Here is a 22,396-nt window from a genome sequence, read left to right as displayed (position 1 = left end):
ATGATTATTTAATCGTGGATGGTTCATATGGAATAAATATTTGGTTTTAGGTTGAGGAGAGCCTATTAAGTCCTCCAATTATTTTTTATAGATTCCCGTTAATTTCTAGATTATCTAGCCAAGCTTTAGACATGGTCTCGTTGCCCTTTGGCGTAACGCCATAAATGATAAAGCCATTCAAGTTTTTACCTTGCTCTAAACCTGCTGTTACAAATTCGCCGGGAATACGTTTACCGTTTACCCATACCTGATAAGTGCCCGAATTTAGGGTCTGCTCTCCTTCTTTGCTATATTTTTTGGCCTCAGCACTATTATTGCTATAAACCTCAATAAGGTAATCTGTATTTTTCACAAAAGATGTTCCTTTTACCGCAGCCCACTTACCGCTATTGCGGGTATAAAAATTAATCTCGTTAGCCGCAGACAAATTCCATCTTAAGCCTGCAAAAATCTCTGTAGAAGTTTCTTTAATGCCACCATTGCCTTGAAAAAGATCATCAGAATTTTCTGCAGCACCATTGGCAAATATCCATTGTCCGGCAGCAACATTATCGATCTTGATATTGAAACTAGTTTTAACTATGCTTTCCAGTGCAAGATTATAGATAGAAAACTTACTGGTAGTAGTACCTGCAACGATTTCCAAACCAGCACCTTTAATAAAATCGGCTCCCTTCTTCACTAAGTTGAAAGCGCCTGAACCATCGGAAGCAGTCCTGATCCTTACCTTGACGGCTTTGTTATTGGCTATTTTTGGTAGAAATGAAGTTGAAGATGCACCTGGATTAGGATTAAAAGAGGCCTCTTTATCGCCAAAATCATAATTTATAACTGGAGATTGCGCTAAAGCAACATAATTAACCGAGAATGTTAAAGCAACAAGGGCAAAAAATTTCTTCATCATGATTTTTATAATTAAGTTTAGTATTCTGTTATATTGAAATCGTTAAACCAAAGGGTTTCATCTCGTAAAGCATCTGGCTGAAGCGTTCTTCTGTAAATCCCCCATTTTGGACGACAGCTAGTCGTATTTTTACGCCACATTTCGATATTGGTAAAGGCTTGCTTTAACAAAAGCTTGCCATCGCTAATTCTGTTGATCTGTATTTCATATTTACCATCGAAAGAAAAAGTAGCTCTTTCAATTACTTCTACCCACTGGCCCCTAAAATCGGCTAAAGGAATGGTAGCAATATATTTTTGAGAAGTTGCCTCGGTATCACCAGTATGGATTACTTGTAAAATGTCTCCTCCTGCCTTATAACGAGGAGTTAGAGTAATAATTGGCAATTGGTTGTCGCCATCAATAGGTTTTAGCTGGTGAATATGGGTAAAGTCACTAGAAGGTTTAAAGCCTGCATCCAATTTGAATTTCCACCTGTAAAGTACTCTCTCGTCTTTACTAGCTTTCAAGCTTTCTGGAGACTTATCATAAGTTTTGATTTCATTACGCTGTCTATCCGAATCTTCACATTTATCGTTATCGGGCGTAACATGGATATGAAAAGCAAATACATAACGTTTTAAATCGGCATCGAATACCTGTGTAATATGCTTCCCAAAGCTAGGATGGCTACAATCTGGGGCTTCTATCACATCGCCACTCCCTCCAAGCACATTATTAATCAACTGGTAGGTATCGCTAGTCCCATTGGCACTCAAGGTAACTCCATCAGCATTTGTAGTTTGAGCACCTCCATTATTGGCTACCTCTTCTTGTTTAACAGCGGTATTATTTTGCTTGCTGCAGGCGTATCCAAAAAAGCAGATGCACAAGATATAAAGCAGATTTTGCTTGTTCATACAAAGGAATTATTTGGTTGACCAATATTTGGTTGACCAAATTTATACAAATAATATTACGAAGCAAATTTTTTAACGTTTTTTTGATAAGAAGGGAATCGAAATTGTTACGACTGCCATTTAACAGTTTTTCGAGCAGATTTTTGGGTTATACAAGCCAGAATAGATGAAATACTTTTGTTATTTTCCACGCCAAAAACTCCGTAAATTTTTAAAACTCACGAAGTTTAACTAATTGAAAAAATAATGATTTAAAAACTCAACAATACATAAAATTGTTAAGTAAAGACTAACTAACGATTAGTAAAACGCTCTTCGGCTTCGTCTATAGTTTGGCCAACTACTTTTTGTAGAGCCATAGCTTTATTTGCGATTACCGGATCTTGATCGTAATTAGTTAGATAAACGATTTTTTTAAGCTGGTTATCATACACAAACTCAAATTCATAACGCAATACTTTAGCGTCTTTTAGATTAGCATTTTTATTTGCCAGAACAGAGGGTATATCCAATAATCCCAGCTCGTTGATCTTACTGTGCAAATAGATAACATTATTGGCACGAAGCTTAAAGTTTTTTTTGATCAGCGAATCTCTTTTATCCAAATACGCATAAGACCCAGTTTTAGAATCATAACTATTCAACAAACTATCGCCTACACCCCAGCTATAACGAAGTGAAACAAAAGAAGCCGCACTATGACTTCCTTGCTTTAATTTCAAAAGGTAAAAGCCACCAATCAAAGCGATAACAATTACCGCAACAATACCAATGGTAGAAATATTAATTTTAAATTTTTGTTTCATTATTGGACTTGAGCGGCTTCTTTATCTATTAAAGTTAGTTCTATTTCTTTTTGCATTTTGGAAATAGCACCTTTCATTCTTTCATTGCCCTTGAAATTTGGCAAATAAGTTACTTCTTTTGATTTCTTTTGGTAATTAAATTTTATAAAATAACGTACATTCTTAGGATTTTTTAAATCTTCTTCGCTATTGGCTACCACATTTGGCAAATTCCAAAATCCTTGCACATCTGCAATACTGTCTAAATATTTAATATCCCGTTGATCAAGCTTAATATTTTTGACAACAAGCGAATCGTACTTGTTCAAATACTTAAATTCGCCCGTAGCAGAATTATAAGTATTCTCCAGATTTTCTCCCTTCCCCCATTTATATTCTAATGAAACAAAATATTTCTCCTGAAAAGGAGCATTTCTGATAAGGGGTGCATAATAAATAATGCTGTATATCAGAAATGGAACAATAACACTTAAAGCAAGGAATATTTTTTTACCTCTTGAACTCATGATTAATCTTCTACAAAATTATGTGACGCATTTTCGTCAAACTCTCCTTCCCATTTAGCAATCACCACGGTAGCTAAACAATTTCCAATTACATTGACCGAAGTTCTTGCCATATCCATTAATTCATCGATACCTAAAATAGCGGCAATAATAAAAACAGGCAGACCAAATTGTTCTGCTGTAGCAATAAGTACAATTAATGAGGCTCTTGGTACGGCTGCAACACCTTTAGAAGTTATCATTAACGTAAATGCAATGGCCAACTGCTGTCCTATACCCAAATGCATACCTGCTGCCTGTGCCACAAAAATAGAGGCCAAAGAGAGATATAGCGATGTACCATCTAAATTGAAGCTATAGCCAGTGGGTATCACAAAAGAAACGATTTTACGTGGAACACCAAATTTTTCCATATTGCTCATTGCCTTTGGCAAGGCAGCATCTGAACTTGTAGTAGCAAAAGCTATAGAAACCGGTTCTTTTACCGCCTGAATAAATTTTTTGATGGAAATTTTCAGGACAAGCATTATAGGCACAAATACCAACAGTACAAATGCGATTAAGGCAATATACAAAGATCCCAATAGCATAAATAGGTTCTTTAAAATATCTACCCCTAAGTGGCCAACCGTATATGCCATAGCTGCACCTACTCCAATTGGGGCGAAATACATAATCAAATTGGTAAACTTAAACATCACTTCCGACAAACTTTCGGTCAAATCTACCAAAGGCTTTCGTTTCTTTTCGTCTACCATGGCCAATCCAATACCAAACAGCACCGAAAAAACTACGATCTGCAATACCCTATTTTCATACATCGATTTCACAATATTTTCAGGAAATAGGTCATAAAAGAAATTAGCAAATTTATAAACGCCGTGTACATGTTGTGGCAAATGTTCTAATGCTGGGTCTGGAGCCTTGACAGTAGGTAGCTGCTCATGAGGCATATGTTTAATATCTACACCTACACCAGCATGGGTAATATTAATTACCGCTAGGCCAATAAAAATGGCACAGGATGTTGCACAGAAGAAATACAACATGGACTTCCAAGCCATACGTCCTACCTGCTTTAAATCTGAATGACCTGCAATGCCATAAACCAAAGTGCCAAAAAGTATGGGGCCAACAATGGTTTTAACCAACTTGATAAAACCTTTGCTAAGGGGGTGCAGGGCTCCGGCAACATTTGGAAAATCTACCCCTACAAATACCCCAAGTAACATACACACTAAGATCCAAGTGGTCAAGTTTTTTCTAAATAAAGCAAAAGCTATCAAAACTACCGCAATGATCAAACGCATAGATTTCATTACATCATCTGATACGGGAACTATGTCAAACTCTTTTAAAAGCGTAATAATTAATGCTATGGTAATGGAAATAATGGTAATGATACCTATCCGTGTTTTTTTCATTCGTTTTAGTTTATGTTGTGTCTATTTATACAAAAACACATGCAGTCTATTTGGTTATTTGTTTATTCTAGTTTTGTTTTCCTTTTCCAAATGAACACCTTTAAATTGGGCAGCCATTATTTAAACCTGTCCTTTAACAACTCAAAAGTATTTATTGGTTACGTTGGATTTCGACAAAATTAAATATTTGAGCTTAGCACGCAAACATTTATTAATTTAGCGTCTTCATAAGTTGTAACATTTTAAGCACATCTAGTTCTAATAGACATACAAAAACATTAAATGGACCGAAAAGATCAGCTTTTTAAAGAAATTTTCGATAAAAACTCAAAGAAGATATTTCACCTATGTTATGGTTATACAGGTGATAAAGATTCGGCGAATGATCTTTTGCAGGAAACTTTTTTAAAGGTATGGCAAAACCTGGACAAGTTCAGGAATAAGTCGCTTATTTCTACATGGATCTATAGGATTGCCGTAAATACCTGCCTAACTTACCTGCGATCAGAAAAACGACAGGCCAAAGATGAGCTGACGGATAATATTATAGAAAACAGAATAGAAGAGTATTCTGAAAAAAACGAGCAAGTGGCCCTGCTCTATAAAAGCATCTCAAAACTTGAAGAAAATGATCGTTTGATCATTACCATGGTATTAGACGAACTTCCTTATAATGAAATTGCTGAAATATCAGGCATTAGCGAAGGCAATTTGAGAGTAAAAATACATCGCATTAAACAGAAACTTACTGAAATATACAATCAACATGCAAGAATTTGATCACATAGAGGCATTATGGGCTAAGCATACAGTTGATGTGAAAATATCTGCCGACGATATGCTTAAGCAGGCCAAAAAAGAAGTAGGCAGCATGCGCACCAAATCTTTATTGAACATATTGGGTATGGCACTATCTTTTTTCTTGATGGCTGCATTATGGTTGTTCAATTTTCAGTCATGGACTACCCACGCTGGTATCAGTATCATTATTATAGCCATTGGTGTTTATACCATAATCTTATACAAGAACCATCGAATTCTTGCAAAAAGTGATTTTACAGCAAATCCGACCGAATTTATTGCCAGACTAAAGGCCTACCAATTAAGTCGATTTAGTTTATACAATCGCTTATACTGGTTTTACGCCATGGCACTTTCCCTGGGTATGATCTTCTACTTTGTAGAAGTATTAAACAATATTCAGCCCTGGCTACAATTTTTAATGATAGCCGTCAGTTTTGGTTGGATGATCTTTTGCTCTACCTTGGTTAGAAAGGCAGTAATCAAAAAAGATAGGGAACGTATTTCTCTTTTGATAGAAAAATTCGAACGCATAAGCTCGCAGTTTCGGGAAACAGAATAAAATGGTACAACTTTCGTTCTTGATAACTAAATGAGGAAGTTTAAGAACGTTTTTTTAAAGTTTGGCCTATCTATTTCGGCTGTTTTTCTTTTTTCTTTTATGCCGCACGCACATCTCTACCCAGAGATAGTAGATTGGGAAACCCATTTTAAAGGCGTACCTAACTATCAATCTGATTATGCGGCTTCAACAAGTACCATTTGGCAGTATGGCTATACTTCCACCATTAAAGGGGGTAATTTGAACATTGACTTCAAATTTTTGGCAGGTGTAGACCCCAAAAATTCTTGGGTAAAAAAAGAAAGGATAAAAAACAGCAAGACCAGCAAAGATTTGCTCAATCATGAACAGGGCCATGTCTATATTAATTTTCTATTACTAAAAAATGGCGAATTGATCTTAAAAAACCAAAACTATACCATAAGCAACTACAAGGGCCTTATTCAAAAAATTGCTATACAAATTGGAAAATACTATAGTGAAATGCAGGATAAATATGATTCCGAAACCAAACATGGTACCGATTTGGCTGCGCAAAGCAAATGGGATCAATTTTTTCAATCAGAGCTCAATAAGCTTGAACCCTGATTTTTCCCTATTAAGTAAAAAGCCTGTTGTTACCCCCCTGGCTTAACCTCCGATGAGGAGAAGCTATTTCCTACCAAACGATATTTGATGGTCTTGATCAAAGTGGTAGTCTTTCCACTATCACGCTGCAAAATTGGAATGGACCTAAATAAGTCACCATTTTTAACAAAAAATTTATCATTTCCTTCATATCCCTTCATGCTAGTTATACCCGGAAAGCTGATCTTATTGAAATCATTCCCATTAAATTCATAAACATTTAAGTCATTTACGTTTTTTCTGACCACAGACTGCACATAAATTTCCGGGTTGCCATCATTGTCCAAATCCATATTCCAAGCATCGGTTATTATCCCATTCCTTTCTACCGAAATTGATTTATATTTATTTTTTACCGAATCCGACATCAGGATTAAAAAGTTTCCTGTAGTATCTACTCCTTTCCCCCAACTTACCACTTCAAAATAATAGCCGGGCTTGATCTCAATACTCTTATAAAATGGAAATGGGTTTAATGATTTGGTTATTGGAGCCTGTTTTGGTTCCAAAACTTGTTTATCACCCTCGTTGCAGGAGGCCAATATGGTTAGCAATAGTAAGATCGCAAAAGATGATTTGATAAAGTTCTCAAATTTCATTGATTAATCATTTTAAAATTCCAATTTATAGCTTTTAGTCTTTTTTGCAAAATTCTATTTCACTTTAACATCGGCTGCCCCATTGTTTAATAAGGTTTCCGTTACCACACTTCTTTTTCCACTAGGCGTGATTACAATCGTTTTCAACATTTTTTTTTGTCCCTGGGGTACAATTACCTGAATGGGATCGATATACATTGTCGCATTTTCAGAGGGTCTATAACCATCTAAGGTATAATAAATTTTAGCCCCAACAACCGGTACTTTCAAATTAATGGTGATCTGTTCTCCTTGGATGGGTTCATCAGTTTGGCCTATAGGTGTAGGCACCCAATAATTGGTAGCAGTCTGGTCTAATCGGTTTAAGTGTAAAGGAATTCTTTGCTCGGTAAAGTTTTTAATGTCTTTTCTTTCTAATGGGGTCCATGCAATTTCGGCCAAGGCATATATCCTGGGAAACAGCATATATTCAACTTTTGCAGGGCTTTCTAGATATTCAGACCACATATTAGCCTGTACACCTTTGATATATTTTTTCTGATCTTCTGCCAATTCCTGTGGTACGGGATCATAATTATAGACTTTGGTAAAATTCGAAGTACCCTTGCCTCTCCTGCCTATGGTTAGCGGTTCGTCAACAGACAAGGATTGTTTATGATCGAAATACAAACCATTGGTGGATGGCGTCATGATTACATTGTGGTTTTGTTGTGCCGCCTCTATACCTCCCTTTACCCCTCTCCACGACATTACCGTGGCATTAGGTGCCAAGCCTCCCTCCAAAATTTCATCCCATCCAATAATAGAACGACCTTTACCGTTAATATACTTCTCTATTCTTTGAATGAAATAGCTTTGCAATTCGTGCTCGTCTTTCAATCCTTTTTCCTTGATCAATTGCTGACAAAATTCAGATTCTTTCCAATACTTTTTGGGGCATTCATCTCCACCAATGTGAATGTATTTTGAAGGGAAAATAGCAATGATTTCATCCAGTACATCTTCCAAAAACCGAAAAGTATCCTCTGATGGCACGAAAACATCGTCAAATACCCCCCATGTTTGTTGTACCTGTTTACCTGTTCTTGGACCAGACCAAGGAGCCTTTTCTCCTATGGGCGTATCTCTTTCCGGAAAGCAGCTTAATGACGGATAAGCCGCAATTGCCGCAGAACTATGCCCTGGAAGCTCTATTTCCGGGATTACATTTATATACCTTGCTGCCGCATAGGCAACAATCTCTTTTGCATCTTGTTGTGTATAAAATCCCTTATACACTTCATTATCTGTCCCTCCCGTACCTGGATAATCGCCAATAATCGTTCCGTTTCTACTTCCCCCAACCTCGGTAAGCTTGGGATACTTTTTAATTTCTATTCTCCATCCCTGATCTTCTGTTAAATGCCAATGAAAATTATTCAGCTTATAGGCAGCCATTAGGTCGATGTATTTTTTCACAAATGAAACTGGAAAGAAATGACGTCCAACGTCAAGATGCATTCCACGATAAGCAAAACGGGGATAGTCATTGATCTCTGCATTCTGGATCACATTTCCCAATTTCTTATCTGGCATTAACTGCATAAAAGACTGCAGGGCATAAAACAGACCTGCATCTTTACCTATAAGTTTAATATGGCGACTGGTAATCTTGATCTGGTAACCCTCGTTTGGAAGTTGGTCAGCTCCCATACTGGTTAGTTCCATTACTTTTTGCCCAATTGGCGCTGTTTTAACCAGCTTTAGTTTAAACCCTTTAGTTAATGCAAAAGACCGTAAGGCTTCAGCAATTTTTAAGTTCTTATGTTCTTTGTTCAACAGTACCACTGTATGGTCCAATACAAATGACCCACTCGTCTTATTTACGCTTACTGGTGCAGGAATGAGCCCCATATTGTCATCGGTTTGCGCGATGCTACTTAAAGAGATAATGGTAGAGCATACCATTAGAAATAGTTTTTTCATTTTACCTAGGATTGATAGGCACAAGATAAATATTTTAGGATAACTATTAAATAATTGAACAATGCTTATTTAACATCCTGAAAATTATCTGTCAAGTTCGAATCCAACAAATAGCCATAAGGACCCAAAAAAATACTCCCCGGATTTTGATCAACCACCATCATTAAAGCACAATTAAACAATAATCAAACTAAGGGGCTGACATTATTAACAGCAACCCCCTTATGCACAAAAAAAGCCCCCTGAGATTTACTCAAGAAGCTTTTTCTCTTTTCTAAGATAAAGGTTAAAATACTGCCTTTACGCTGTCATTCTTTGCAGCAAGGTAACGTTCAGCATCTAAAGCAGCCATACAGCCAGATCCTGCCGCCGTTATGGCCTGCCTATAATAATGATCTTGAACATCTCCACAAGCAAAAACGCCTTCTACGTTAGTTTTAGAAGTCCCTGCGATGGTTTTAAGATACCCCGTTTCATCCATATCCAACCATCCCCTAAAAATATCGGTATTCGGTTTATGACCTATCGCTACAAAAAAGCCCTCTACCTCTAGTGTTGTTGCCTGTTCAGTTTTATGGTTAAATACTTTTACACCTGTAACATTTTTACCGTTACCAATAATCTCGGTGGTTTCCGTATTATAGATCACCTCAATATTAGGGGTATTCAACACACGATGAACCATTGCTTTTGAGGCACGAAATTCGTCTCTACGGATCAACATATAAACTTTTTTACACAACTTAGCCAAATAGGTGGCTTCTTCTGCTGCTGTATCGCCAGCACCAACAATGGCTACATTTTGTCCTTTGAAAAAGAAACCATCACAAACGGCACAAGCAGATACACCAAAACCATTATATTGTTGCTCGCTAGGCAAGCCCAACCATTTTGCTTTAGCACCTGTGGCAATAATTACCGTATCGGCCGTAATAGTCTTGGTTTCATCTACCACTACCTTATGTGGCAATACAGAAAAATCAACAGAACTTACATATCCAAAACGAATCTGCGTACCAAAACGCTCTGCCTGTTTTTTAAAGTCTTCCATCATTTCCGGTCCCATTATTCCATTCGGATAACCCGGAAAGTTATCGACATCGGTGGTTTGGGTCAGCTGACCGCCCATTTCCATTCCTGTATATAAAACTGGCTTTAAATCTGCTCTGGCGGCATAAATAGCTGCAGTATAACCTGCCGGGCCTGATCCAATGATCAGACATGATACATGTTCTTTTTCTTCTTGTTGCGACATTATATATTTATTATAACCACAAATTTAAGCTTTAACTACTAAAGCAAGAACACTTGTGGAGAAAGATGAAATTGTGAAGATAATTTGGGTATCGGAGGTTGATAGCGCGATGTCCAAAAATATGATGTGTGGCTGGCTAGTTGTTGTATTGCTGAATTATGATATCGTTCATAATTTATTTGGCCAATTTTCTTCCGACTTCCGACTATTTCCCTTTATTCGCTTTCAGCAACCTTACAAAATTGCCTCCTAAAATTTTCTTAACATCAGCTTCCTTGTAACCTCTTTTTAGCAAGGCTGCCGTTACCTTTGGAAAGTCTGCCACGCTATCTATGCCTTGTGGAAACGACTCTGCTCCATCAAAATCTGCTCCTATTCCCACATGGTCTACCCCTATCAGCTTCACTATATGATCAATATGATCAACCAACAGTTCAATACTTGGCCTTATCTCATTCGCTTCTTTTGGATGCAAGGCAATTAAGGTATCCACAGCTAAAGATCTTCCGTATTTTTCGCTAAGCTGTTTAAACTCTTCTGTATGTTTTTCCAAAAACTGTCGATGCTTTCTGTTATAGGTAGAGTCTAAAAAACCACTGTAAAAATTAAGTGAAATTACCCCTCCATTTTTGCCCACGGCCTTTATTTGGTCATCTTTCAAGTTTCTTGGCACCGGATTTAGGGCATAGGCACAACTATGTGATACCAATATGGGCTTGGTAGAAGTTTGAATAGCATCATAAAATGTTCTTTCGCCCACATGTGATAAATCTACCATTACACCCAACGTATTCAGTTTCCTTACCACTGCTTTCCCAAAATCGGTTAAACCTGCTTTTTCAGAAAGCACTTTTTGGTTGCTCTCTTCAGCTGCAGAACTGGCCCAGTTGGTACTATTATTCCAAGTTAAGGTTAAATAAATCATTCCTCTTTTCGCCAGCTGTTCCAGCTTTTCGAGGTTGTTCTCTATCATATGACCACCTTCCACACCAATCATGGCAGCCAACTTATTTTCTTTAACTGCCTCTTGTAAATCTTGTGCATTGTTGACCAGCGCAATTCGATTAGGATATCTCTTAATTAGACTATATAAGGAATCTATCTGACGATTTGCCAAGTCGTAGCCACCCTTTTCGTCACACCATATAGAGAACACCTGCACATCTAAACCACCCTGTTTGGCACGTACCAAATCGAAGTTACCCGTACTTTGTAACTGACCAATATCTATTCCAGATTTTATTTGGTTATATAGAATATCTCCATGCGTATCAACCATTATGGCCTGTTGATGTATCTTTGCAGCATCTTGTGCGAATACTTTTATGCCCAGCAATAGTAAAAGCCATAAACCGAATCTTTTCTTCATATCACTGTAGCTCTAAAATTTCTGCTTTCGTTAATCTAGCAGTACTCATTAATTTATCATGGTCGAATACTTGTTTCAGCTTCTTTTTTAAATCGTACCAAGTACCTACTTTAAGTCCTTCTTTATACTGACCAATAAATAATTGTTTGCCCTTATAATCGAATAATTTGAGTTCTCCGTCCAACTTACCATTAATATAAGTTCTATATCCCATTATTTTCCCATCTGGAAAATAGTCATACCATTTACCTTCTTCCAAACCATTTACATATTCGCCCTGCTGAGAGATATACCTATCTGTACTGGGGTTTTTAAAATTGGTATAGTTCTGATAGTTGTATTCGAAAATACTGTTGTAAAAAATAAATTTCCCATGAGGCGTGCTTAGCTGTTCATCTTTATAAGCACCAGAAAGCATTAGGTTATCATATAGGTCATATCTTTTCAATACCCATAAATCCTCATTGCTCAGCTTACCATATACCCCATAAGAAGTGGCCTTATTTGCATCAGAAACGATTCTATTTCCATTAAAGTAAATTGGTTTTACTTGGGCTTGAGCACAAAAGAAGATGAGACTAAACGACAGCAACAACAAATTAAATTTCATAGTATTAGGTTTGTATTATACCCACATTAAACGATTTTTTTATTGGCGATTGATTAGAAGCCTCTATACCCAAAGATATGACTTTTCTAGTTTCTAACGGATCGATCACCCCATCTACCCATAAACGTGAGGCGGCGTAATAAGGTGTGGTCTGACGGTTATATTTTTCGGTTATCTCATCCAAAAGTTTATTTTTATGGTCATCATCCAGGTTTTCCCCTTTTGCTTTCAGGGAGCTCTCTTGAATTTGTAATAAAACTTTTGCCGCTTGGGCCCCACCCATCACGGCAATTTTGGCACTTGGCCATGCATAGATCAATCTAGGATCATAAGCTTTACCACACATCGCATAATTACCCGCACCATAAGAATTACCCACCACAATGGTAAATTTAGGCACTACCGAATTTGCTACTGCATTTACCATCTTTGCACCATCTTTGATAATACCTCCCTGTTCAGATCTGCTGCCTACCATAAACCCTGTTACATCCTGTAAAAAAACCAATGGAATTTTTTTCTGGTTACAGTTCATGATAAATCTGCTCGCCTTATCTGCACTATCAGAATAGATCACTCCTCCAAACTGCATTTCCCCTTTCTTAGATTTCACCACCTTACGTTGATTGGCTACAATACCTACCGCCCAACCATCAATACGGGCTAGCCCACAAATGATACTCTGTCCATATAGTTCTTTATATTCCTCAAATTCAGAGCCATCTACCAAGCGTAAAATAATCTCTCGCATATCAAAAGGCTTCTCCCTATTATCTGGCAATATACCATAGATATCTTGTTCATTTAATTTTGGCAGTACCGGTTTAATACGATCAAAACCTGCGTTTTCGGGAGCGCCTAACATAGACATGATCTTCTTAATGCTATCTAAACAAGCTTTGTCATTGGGTTGTTTGTAATCAGTTACACCAGATATTTCACAGTGGGTAGTTGCTCCACCTAGCGTTTCGTTATCTATCTCCTCTCCAATAGCCGATTTAACCAAATAAGATCCTGCCAAAAACACCGACCCAGTTCCTTCAACAATCATGGCCTCGTCACTCATGATAGGCAGATAAGCACCTCCTGCCACGCAAGAACCCATAATTGCCGAAATCTGCACGATACCTTCGGCCGACATGACGGCATTATTTCTAAAAATACGGCCAAAATGCTCTTTATCCGGAAAAATTTCATCCTGCATAGGCAAATAAACACCTGCACTGTCTACCAGATAAATAATGGGCAAACGGTTTTCCATCGCTATTTCTTGCGCCCTTAGATTCTTTTTGGCCGTCATTGGGAACCAGGCACCTGCCTTTACCGTAGCATCGTTGGCCACCACAATACATTGCCTACCAGAAATATACCCAAGCACCACCACAACCCCCGCACTAGGGCATCCACCTTCCATCTCATACATATCTTCTGCCGCCAACGCTCCAATTTCTAAAAAGTCTCGGTCGTTATCCAACAAATAGGCTATTCGTTCCCTTGCCAATAATTTTCCTTTTTCTTTCTGCTTGGCTGCACTTTTCTCTCCCCCTCCCGCATACACTTTTTTTAATTTGGTTTTTAATTCATAAACCAACTGCTTATGATGATCTTCGTTCTTATTGAATGCTATATCCATACTGCTTATTATTTGGTTTGGGGCCAGCAGAAATATCGACTAACCGTAATTATGCTAAAATAGCATTTTAAGCGTTTTTAAAGCATGAGATGCTCAATATTTTTTATACTGATGTTATCCTGTCAGCTAGGCCTTGCCCAATTTACCTTTCCTAAATTGCCGCCACAAACAGACAAGATAGAAAATATAATTCCCAAAAACTGGAAGTTGATCGATTCTGCCAAGGGCGATCTAAACAATGACCAACAGGTAGACTTGGTTCTCATCTTGGAATACCAGACTCCTATAACTGAGACTAGGGCTTATGGAAATCAGGAAATAGAACTGATCAGGGAATTCCAAAAACCAAGAATGATGGCCATTTACTTTAAAAACCGTCAAAACAATAAATATAAATTGGCCCTACAAAACCAAGACTTTATCCTACGATCTGAAGAAGGTGGAAAACTTGGCGACCCATTGAAAGATATTCGTATCGACAATAATAAGCTGACCTTATCTTTTGAGGGCGGTGGCGATTGGAGATGGAAATTAAATTATGGCTTCCAATTCCAGGGAAAAAACTGGATTTTGGTAAATGCAAACAATATCTATTATAATAAAGATAGTGGCGACATGATAGACAAACAATACGATTTCATAGATCGGAAGATCACTACGGTAATAGGAAGCATCTTTAAAAGAAACATTTCGAACTACAGTTCGGAAGATATCCTTGTCTTTACCCAACCCAGAACATTTGACGATCTTAAAAAACCATGGACTTGGGAAGTCACCCAGGACAATTACTTATAATTCCCCATAATCCGTACTTCAACAGCAAGATGCCACCCATTATTATTGTACCAAACTATTAATTTAAGGTTCCTAGTGTTTTGTGTTGATGTTTTCTTTTATAACGGCTTTGCCTTAGGCTTTTATCTCCAGTAAGAATACTAATATTTCCATCAACCTCCAACATGGCCAATTTCACTTCTTTATAATGGGCTACCCCATGTTCACGCATCGCTTCTTCCAGTTCTTCATTGGTGATGCCCAAATGGCTCAGCATTTGAAAGTCCAACTTCCCATTATGTATTAATATCTGCGGCTTATCATAGACCAAGTCCCTTAATTTCTTACTTTTGAAAAGAAACTTCTTAAAAATATAATTGACCACAAAGAGTACTGCTGCTGCTACGATCCCACCCTGCAAGGTTGTATCTGAACCAACCATAGCATTTTGTACGGCATTACTAATGAGCAAGATCAACACCACATCAGTAGTATTAAGCTGCGACAACTCCTTCTTTCCCGTCAACCGAATGGCTATCAGCATGAAGAAATATACAGAAAGACTTCGAAGGGTAATATCTAGGTAAGGATTCATATTTTATTAATAATTAGGATTGCACCAAGTTTCTTTCCCTAAACCAAACCTCATCAGGCACTGCAGAAAAACTATCCATTTTACCTAAAAGTGCTAAAGGATCAGCCTCATTAAACACCAAATCCCTATTGCTTGGTTTTAGAAAACGATGCTTAACCATCATGTCCATTTGCAAGAATAAAGGATCATAAAACCCAGATACATTGAGTACGCCAATGGGTTTCGAATGCAAACCTAATTGTAGCCAGGTAAGTACTTCAAAAAATTCTTCCAAAGTACCGAAACCACCAGGCAAAACAATAAAGCCATCCGACAAATCGGCCATTTTTTGCTTACGTTGATGCATGTTTTCGGTAATCACCATTTGGGTAATCCCATTGTGTCCTACCTCTTTATCCATCAAAAATTGTGGAATTACGCCTATTGCTGTTCCTCCCAATTTCATCACTTCATCGGCTATCACCCCCATTACGCCAACACTACCACCACCATACACCAAAGTTACATTTTGCGCAACCATTACCGCTGCCAAATCAACAATAGCCTGCTTTAAAGTTTCATCTCCATTGAAATTTGCGCCACAGTAAACGCAAAGTGATTTTATTTTGTTCATATTCATTTTTAGCCTTAACGAAGATAAACAAAAAAGAGCGGCATAGGCCGCTCTTCTTAACAAAACATGATCTTAAAATCCTTATTTCAAAACTTCAATCAAGAATTATAGATACATGGTATAGAACACCCAAATTCATCAATTGGCTGAAGGATCTTAGAAAGCAAGGCGAAGCGTAGCTCCATAAGTTCTTGGATCACCAAGCACACCTGCATACAAACCTGAGTTACCCGCTGCAGCCTGCAATTGCTCAAAATAGTTGGTGTCACCTATGTTTCTAGCCCAAGCAAATATTGAGAATTTTTCTGATCGGAAACCAATTCTACCATTTAACAAAGAATAACCTTTAATATTTAACACTCTTGAAGGTGTTGCATTTGAAGAATATTCTGATCTGTAAGTAATATCAGTTCCAATAAAAAACCTACCTTCTTTCTCGATAATTTTACCTGCAGTACTTAACTCTGCACCCCCAGAAACATTCCATTTAGATATCCCTGGTAAACGACCTCCAGAAGCATCTTTAAATGCGACTTGCGTATTTGGCACACCGTTTACCGTCTCTACGTGTCCGGTTTCTTCTAATGGTAGTGGTGCATTAGTGAATTTTACATATTTACCATCTAAATAAGCTACTGCTGCATTCAAAGTCAAGAATCTTTCTAGTTGGTAACTGCCATCAATTTCCAATCCTTTTACACGTACTTTTTCAGCGTTAGCTAAATATCCTCTATTTACATTTAATTGAGGAGATTGCACTTGCGTTTGATAATCTTTAATATGTGTATCAAAAGCTGTAATGTTAAGGATGGTACCTTTTAACGGTTGAGTTTTCACTCCTAATTCATAGTGCTGAACATATTCAGGTTTTATTCTTGCTAATTCTAAATCAGCAGTTCCATCTGTTTTTATTGGTAAACCACCCACATTTACACCTACTGGTTTGTAAGCGGTAGAATAGGTTGCAAAAGCATTTAATTTTGGGCTAGGTCTATAAGATACCGTTAAGTTACCCGATAAGTTTTGGTTATCTGTATCAAATGAAAATTGTTGGTTTGCGTAAACATCTGTTTGGATTTTTGCTTCAGCAGCATTTGCCGGTACACCTCCACCATAAACTGAGCTATTATACTCAACATCTTTTTTATCGTAGGTAAAACGTAAACCAGGTAAAACATGTAAATTTTTAAGCACTTCGTAATCTACTTGTGCAAACACTGCTGCACTCAGAGATTTAATCGTCGAATTTGTTTTTTTACCATATCCATCCAATAAAGCAGAAGTAAATCCAGTTGCAGTTGCACTAGTCTTTAAAAAACGCCACTGATCTTTACCTACTTCCTCAGCTTGATCTAATCCTTTTAGATTTTGACCAAGAAAGAAAACTCCAAAAACACCACTTAATTTTTGAGTAATGTCACCGGCATATCTAAATTCTTGTGAATACTGATCATGACGAGAGTTTCCCTGCGACTTTGTCAATGCTGCAAATTCTGTAAAATCTCTATCGTTGGTTGGATCCCAGTTCCAGAATCTCCAAGCCGTTGTTGAAGTCAATTTACCACTTCCTATTTTATAATCAGCATTTAAAGAGATACCACCGATTGATTGATTATGTCTCCAAGGGGTATTGGTATAAATTTCTCTTGAAAAAGGATCTATTTTAGGCAATTTATAACCTAAACCTGTAGTACCAGCTACAATTTCGTTGTATTGGCGATAAGCACTTCTTTCTGTTGTAGTCACGCCAGCAACCACTAAAGGATATCCTGCAGGATGTTGAATACTTACATCACCACTTAACAATAATTCTAGCTTTTCATTCGGAGTAAATAACAATTGTCCTTTTGCACCCAAGTTATTTTGACCACTATATTTGCGTTCTTCAAGAACATTCCAAATGGTACCATCACGTTGTGTCCCAGAAACCGAAATTTTTGCTGCTAGATTTTTAGCCACGCCACCAGTGACCGTCGCTTTAGCTTGAATAAAATTATAATTACCAAAGTTTAATTCAACTTTGCCACTTGGCACTTGACTAGGCTTTCTGGTCGTGATGTTAAATGCACCAGCAGTAGTATTTTTACCAAACAAGGTACCTTGTGGCCCCCTAATTACTTCAATCTGCTCGATATCGATAAAATCTGTTGAAGTAGCTGCAGGGCGAGCATGGTAAACCCCATCTACGTAAAAGCCAACACCTGGATCAATACCATCGTTGGTTAAGCCGAAAGTTGAACCTAAACCACGAATATTTAACGTGGTATTTCTAGCATTCGATGCATAAAGTTGTACCGAAGGCACTAATTCCTTTAGGCGGTTTACGTTAAAAGCACCTGCATTTTCAGCGGCCTGTCCACCAATAACGGTAATGGGAATAGGTACCTCCTGTAAAACCTCAGAACGACGTCTAGAAGTTACTACGATTTGGTCCAGCTGCGAAGCCTCTAGTAAAACAAGCTCTATAGGTGTTGCAGAAATAGTCAAAATTTGGAAGTCTTGAGGTTTAAAACCTATCGAGCTAACCTGTAAGTAAAATGGAACTTCTGGAACTGATGTGATGCGAAATTCGCCTTTTTCATTTGCGCTGGTAGAGATATTTGTTCCCCGTACTTTAATTGTGGCGTGTGGAACTGGAGAACCATCTGCTTTTTTGATTATGCCTGTTAAAGGAATTTGGCCGAAGGTAAATCCTGTTGAAAGGACTACGGAAAGAATAATTAAAGTGGTTAGGTAAACGAAGTTTCTTAGTTGATATAGTTTGATTTTCATTGTTTAGTTAAGTATTAAAATGTTTGCTGTATGGGTATTTTTAAATAATTGAGCGGGTTTTTCATACAACAGCAACACATAGGAGTAAGAGATTTTTTCATGTTCATTTTCTTTAATTTATATATAATCTATAGAATTAGTAGACAAATATATCAAAGTTTTTACAATCCAAAATTTTATTTTAAAAAAATGTGATTTTTTATACTTTGCAAAAAGCTGTAAAGTTCTAATTCATTGAATATCGTACCTCCAAAGACTTACGAAGTTTTTGAAACTTCGTAAGTCTTTTCCTAATAAAATAAATAAGATAAGGAAAACTTACACAAAGAACGTCAAAGCTTTTGTAATGACTTTCATAACCAAACCCGAATAAAATGTCTAACTGCCAGTAGGCAGGGAAATACTTTTTGTTTATCATAATGAGCTTATCGGGGCCCACATCACTATGAAAAAGATACTTCGACAACTTGTCCCGATTATTAGGGAAGCTCGGGATGGCAGAATCTCACGAAAAAAGATGGCTATAAAAAGCGGGGCTATCATAACCGATGCCCCGCCGTATTTGATTTTCAAATTATTTATATTATGCTCAAAAGATTCCTGTGTCGTCCCTACTCACAATGATGGATTGTACTTTCTCTTTCGCACTCGACTTTAAACTATCTCGTATAATTTGGTGCTTCCTTAGTGATAGTAATATCGTGCGGATGACTTTCTCGCATACCTGCTGCTGTAATTTGTACAAATTGTGCTTCTTGCAGTTTTTCGATACTTCCTGCCCCACAATAGCCCATACTTGCACGTAAACCTCCAATGTACTGGTACATTACCTCGGCCAAAGTACCTTTGTATGGTACACGGCCAACAATACCTTCTGGTACCAATTTCTTAATATCGTCTTCTACATCTTGGAAATAACGGTCTTTAGAACCTTGCTCCATTGCTTCGATAGACCCCATACCACGATAAGATTTGAACTTACGTCCTTCGTAAATGATGGTTTCGCCAGGGCTTTCCTCTACTCCTGCAAATAGTGAGCCTGCCATTACCGTACTTGCACCCGCAGCAATTGCTTTTGCAATATCACCTGTGTGCTTAATACCACCATCGGCAATTACTGGAACTCCAGTACCTTTTAATGCTTGCGCACATTCGAAAACCGCGTACAATTGCGGCACCCCAACGCCTGCAATAATTCTGGTCGTACAAATGGAACCTGGACCTATACCCACTTTTACGGCATCAGCACCTGCATCTGCTAAAAACTTGGCTGCTGCCCCCGTTGCAATGTTACCTACAATCACCTGTAGATCTGGATATTTAGCTTTTACTTCTTTCAACTTATCTACTACACCTTTCGAATGACCGTGAGCAGTATCAATCGTAATTACATCAACACCAGCGTTCACCAGTGCATCAACACGCTGTATGGTATCTGCTGTAACGCCAACTGCAGCACCTACACGTAAACGACCACGTTCGTCTTTACAAGCGTTTGGATAATGTTTTACTTTTTGAATATCTTTGAAAGTAATTAAACCGCTTAAAAATCCGTCATTATTTACAACTGGTAATTTTTCTATTTTATAGTCTTGAAGAATTTCTTCTGCCTGCTTTAATGTAGTTCCTTCTGGCGCAGTAATCAAATTGTCCTTGGTCATTACTTGTGCAATTGGCTTACTCATATCTTTTTGGAAACGCAAATCCCTATTGGTAATAATACCTACCAATTTATTGTCTGCACTAACCACCGGAATACCGCCAATTTTATGCTCTTTCATAATTTTAAAAGCATCAGCAACTACCGATGTTTCTAGCAAAGTAACCGGATCTTGAATCATGCCACTTTCAGAACGCTTCACCTTGCGCACTTCGTCCGCTTGCCTCTCGATGCTCATGTTTTTGTGCAGCATACCCAAACCACCATTTTGTGCAATGGCAATAGCCAGTTCGGCTTCCGTAACGGTATCCATTGCGGCCGAAACCAAAGGAACGTTAAGTTGGATTTTCTTGGTTAAATACGTGCTGGTATTAACCTCGCGAGGTAAAATTTCTGAGTATGCCGGTACTAAAAGTACGTCATCATAGGTTAAACCTAAAGCAATAAATTTTTGGGGATCGAGTTGCATAGCAAATAAATTACGAATTATTATTTGCCGGGCAAAGATACAATATTTCCGGTTAAAATGAAATTGGAATTGTTATTTTTAGGTAAAGCTATTGTTGTTTTTCATCTTAACGGATGCCCCCGCTGTTCATTCATATCTTTTTATTTCTATGCTTTTCTTTATTTAAAATGGCCACGCCGAATTTATCGAAGCATCTACATTTCAACCAATCCTTTGACAAATTCAGGATGACAACAAAAATAAAAAGTATATCCATTTCCATCGGGTTTGGCTTACCCAAAACCGTGCTACTATTTTTCGACGGGCTGTAGCGTTTATCAAAAGAACATCGTATTGAGTACAAAACCTAAATTATGAACCAATCTAAACTCTACTTTTTTTGCTTGCTGATCTCTGGAATATTTCTAACAAGCGGCTGCGATAAAGACCAAACTAAAAGCCAAAATCAACAGGAATTAAAACAACTATTTGCAAAAATTAAAATTTTAGCAGAAAGCAGCACATGCGACAATGGAAACTATGAATTAAAATTTATTGGATATGGTGCAAGGGGTTGCGGCGGACCAGTAGGCTTTCTTGCCTATAGCTCCAGCATTGATATAAACGAATTCGAAAGTCTTGTTTCCAAATATACTGAACTTGAAAAAGAGTATAACAAAAAATGGAACGTCGTTTCTACTTGCGAAGTAATTATGGCCCCAAACGCTGTAACCTGCAAAAATGGAAAACCTGTTTTAGTTTACAATAGTTTTAATTGAACCTCAACATGAAAATTCTCCAAATCAATTGCCTTCTCACAGCCTCATTTTTTTCTTGTTCATCATCTCCAGTTGTGATAAAAAAAATCAATTTAAAAACAAAAATTAGAACAAATGCTTACAGAAATTTAAAACTCCAGCGGCAAGCAGCATTTGCGATGTCAATATAACTTACGAGCTCAAATACATCAAATATGGTACATGAAGCTATACTTACGCTGTTTTTTTTTAGGCTATAAGACAAGTATAAACATTATAGCATTCGAAAAACTAGTTAAAAAATACAACGATTTTGAAAGGATATCTTGATCACACTGGATCAAGTGTCGATTGCGCCGCCATCAGGATACCTCCAAAATCTGTATCCTATAAAAAATAGCAAACCAGTTATAGAATATTAAATAACCTAGATATAATCAAATGAACCACATTTTATTTTTAACAATGATGATGATCATTCTATCTATAGGATTTTCAGGCTGTAAAAAAAATGACCACCAAAAAAGAAAAACTTTGGAAAAAATCTATGTTTTCTATAAGGATGGCAAGATCGGCGAATGTAAGTATAATGGCCAAACCGTATATAGTGCTATACTCAATGCTTACGATGCAAATGGACAGATTTACAATAAAAATGGCGACGTAATTGGCAGCTGTAATTATGCTTGGGGAAAAGCAGATGATATCTGTAAACAGATAACAGATTGTAAATCTATTTATGTTGTAGAAGATAACATATGGAGAGAACCTGCCATAAACAAATACAATTTAGGTAAATAACCTACCAAAACTCAC

At 37.4% G+C, this 22,396-nt stretch carries 21 protein-coding genes; 6 read left to right on the top strand and 15 right to left on the bottom strand.

Annotated features, from left to right (window positions below; all coding sequences use genetic code 11):
* Positions 1-85 precede the first annotated feature (85 nt).
* From JHD79_RS02055 to JHD79_RS02035, 5 genes are all read right to left on the bottom strand, one after another.
* Positions 86-904: a hypothetical protein gene (locus tag JHD79_RS02055; protein ID WP_199117432.1), complete on the bottom strand. Its 819-nt coding sequence runs from the start codon at positions 902-904 to the stop codon at positions 86-88.
* A 17-nt stretch (positions 905-921) separates the two neighbouring features.
* Positions 922-1,803: a heparin lyase I family protein gene (locus tag JHD79_RS02050; RefSeq protein WP_199117431.1), complete on the bottom strand. Its 882-nt coding sequence runs from the start codon at positions 1,801-1,803 to the stop codon at positions 922-924.
* Positions 1,804-2,096: 293 nt separating this feature from the next.
* Positions 2,097-2,609: a hypothetical protein gene (locus JHD79_RS02045; RefSeq protein WP_199117430.1), complete on the bottom strand. Its 513-nt coding sequence runs from the start codon at positions 2,607-2,609 to the stop codon at positions 2,097-2,099.
* Positions 2,609-3,115, bottom strand: coding sequence for a hypothetical protein (locus JHD79_RS02040; RefSeq protein ID WP_199117429.1), 507 nt, complete (start codon positions 3,113-3,115; stop codon positions 2,609-2,611). Before JHD79_RS02040 ends, JHD79_RS02045 begins: the two co-directional genes overlap by 1 nt.
* A gap of 2 nt (positions 3,116-3,117) precedes the next feature.
* On the bottom strand, positions 3,118-4,539 hold the full coding sequence (locus JHD79_RS02035) for a dicarboxylate/amino acid:cation symporter (RefSeq protein ID WP_199117428.1): 1,422 nt from the start codon (positions 4,537-4,539) through the stop codon (positions 3,118-3,120).
* A gap of 282 nt (positions 4,540-4,821) precedes the next feature.
* Here JHD79_RS02035 and JHD79_RS02030 point away from each other — a divergent pair, with 282 nt between their 5' ends.
* The 3 genes from JHD79_RS02030 to JHD79_RS02020 are packed head-to-tail and all read left to right on the top strand — an operon-like array spanning position 4,822 to position 6,490.
* Positions 4,822-5,319, top strand: a complete 498-nt coding sequence (locus JHD79_RS02030) for an RNA polymerase sigma factor (RefSeq protein ID WP_199117427.1) — start codon at positions 4,822-4,824, stop codon at positions 5,317-5,319.
* Entirely contained in the window at positions 5,306-5,902 is a 597-nt protein-coding gene (locus tag JHD79_RS02025) for a hypothetical protein (protein ID WP_199117426.1), read from the top strand. Before JHD79_RS02030 ends, JHD79_RS02025 begins: the two co-directional genes overlap by 14 nt.
* Positions 5,903-5,932: 30 nt before the next feature.
* The gene (locus JHD79_RS02020; protein WP_199117425.1) at positions 5,933-6,490 is read left to right on the top strand and encodes a hypothetical protein; all 558 of its coding nucleotides are present in this window, start codon (positions 5,933-5,935) and stop codon (positions 6,488-6,490) included.
* Between the two features lie 29 nt (positions 6,491-6,519).
* Here JHD79_RS02020 and JHD79_RS02015 read toward each other — a convergent pair whose 3' ends face one another.
* The 6 genes from JHD79_RS02015 to JHD79_RS01990 all read right to left on the bottom strand — a co-directional run bounded on the left by JHD79_RS02015 (position 6,520) and on the right by JHD79_RS01990 (position 13,960).
* Positions 6,520-7,128, bottom strand: coding sequence for a hypothetical protein (locus JHD79_RS02015; RefSeq protein ID WP_199117424.1), 609 nt, complete (start codon positions 7,126-7,128; stop codon positions 6,520-6,522).
* Positions 7,129-7,182: 54 nt separating this feature from the next.
* Positions 7,183-9,093 (bottom strand): family 20 glycosylhydrolase, encoded by a 1,911-nt coding sequence (locus JHD79_RS02010; protein ID WP_199117423.1) that lies wholly within the window; start codon positions 9,091-9,093, stop codon positions 7,183-7,185.
* Positions 9,094-9,379: 286 nt separating this feature from the next.
* Entirely contained in the window at positions 9,380-10,348 is a 969-nt protein-coding gene (gene trxB, locus JHD79_RS02005) for a thioredoxin-disulfide reductase (protein WP_199117422.1), read from the bottom strand.
* A 205-nt stretch (positions 10,349-10,553) separates the two neighbouring features.
* Positions 10,554-11,717, bottom strand: a complete 1,164-nt coding sequence (locus JHD79_RS02000; RefSeq protein WP_199117421.1) for a dipeptidase — start codon at positions 11,715-11,717, stop codon at positions 10,554-10,556.
* 1 nt (position 11,718) lies between these two features.
* On the bottom strand, positions 11,719-12,327 hold the full coding sequence (locus JHD79_RS01995) for a toxin-antitoxin system YwqK family antitoxin (protein ID WP_199117420.1): 609 nt from the start codon (positions 12,325-12,327) through the stop codon (positions 11,719-11,721).
* 4 nt (positions 12,328-12,331) lie between these two features.
* A complete protein-coding gene (locus tag JHD79_RS01990; protein WP_199117419.1) occupies positions 12,332-13,960 on the bottom strand; it encodes an acyl-CoA carboxylase subunit beta in 1,629 nt (542 codons plus the stop codon).
* Positions 13,961-14,071: 111 nt separating this feature from the next.
* Here JHD79_RS01990 and JHD79_RS01985 point away from each other — a divergent pair, with 111 nt between their 5' ends.
* Complete coding sequence (locus JHD79_RS01985) at positions 14,072-14,755, top strand: hypothetical protein (protein WP_199117418.1); 684 nt, start codon at positions 14,072-14,074, stop codon at positions 14,753-14,755.
* A gap of 58 nt (positions 14,756-14,813) precedes the next feature.
* On the opposite strand, the gene JHD79_RS01980 is transcribed toward JHD79_RS01985, so the two are convergent.
* From JHD79_RS01980 to guaB, 4 genes are all read right to left on the bottom strand, one after another.
* Complete coding sequence (locus JHD79_RS01980; protein ID WP_199117417.1) at positions 14,814-15,329, bottom strand: DUF421 domain-containing protein; 516 nt, start codon at positions 15,327-15,329, stop codon at positions 14,814-14,816.
* A gap of 13 nt (positions 15,330-15,342) precedes the next feature.
* Positions 15,343-15,942 (bottom strand): TIGR00730 family Rossman fold protein, encoded by a 600-nt coding sequence (locus tag JHD79_RS01975; RefSeq protein ID WP_199117416.1) that lies wholly within the window; start codon positions 15,940-15,942, stop codon positions 15,343-15,345.
* Between the two features lie 156 nt (positions 15,943-16,098).
* Entirely contained in the window at positions 16,099-18,714 is a 2,616-nt protein-coding gene (locus JHD79_RS01970; protein ID WP_199117415.1) for a TonB-dependent receptor, read from the bottom strand.
* 659 nt (positions 18,715-19,373) lie between these two features.
* Complete coding sequence (gene guaB / locus JHD79_RS01965) at positions 19,374-20,843, bottom strand: IMP dehydrogenase (protein ID WP_199117414.1); 1,470 nt, start codon at positions 20,841-20,843, stop codon at positions 19,374-19,376.
* 353 nt (positions 20,844-21,196) lie between these two features.
* Between guaB and JHD79_RS01960 the strand changes: the two genes are divergently transcribed.
* Both JHD79_RS01960 and JHD79_RS01955 read left to right on the top strand, forming a co-directional pair.
* Positions 21,197-21,601: a hypothetical protein gene (locus tag JHD79_RS01960; protein WP_199117413.1), complete on the top strand. Its 405-nt coding sequence runs from the start codon at positions 21,197-21,199 to the stop codon at positions 21,599-21,601.
* A 420-nt stretch (positions 21,602-22,021) separates the two neighbouring features.
* Entirely contained in the window at positions 22,022-22,381 is a 360-nt protein-coding gene (locus tag JHD79_RS01955) for a hypothetical protein (RefSeq protein ID WP_199117412.1), read from the top strand.
* The last annotated feature ends 15 nt before the right edge of the window (positions 22,382-22,396 follow it).

The organism is Pedobacter sp. ASV28 (assembly GCF_016428855.1).
GTDB lineage: Bacteria > Bacteroidota > Bacteroidia > Sphingobacteriales > Sphingobacteriaceae > Pedobacter.
The sequence above is the reverse complement of the archived record's forward strand: the minus strand, read 5'-3'. Positions and strand labels throughout refer to the sequence as shown.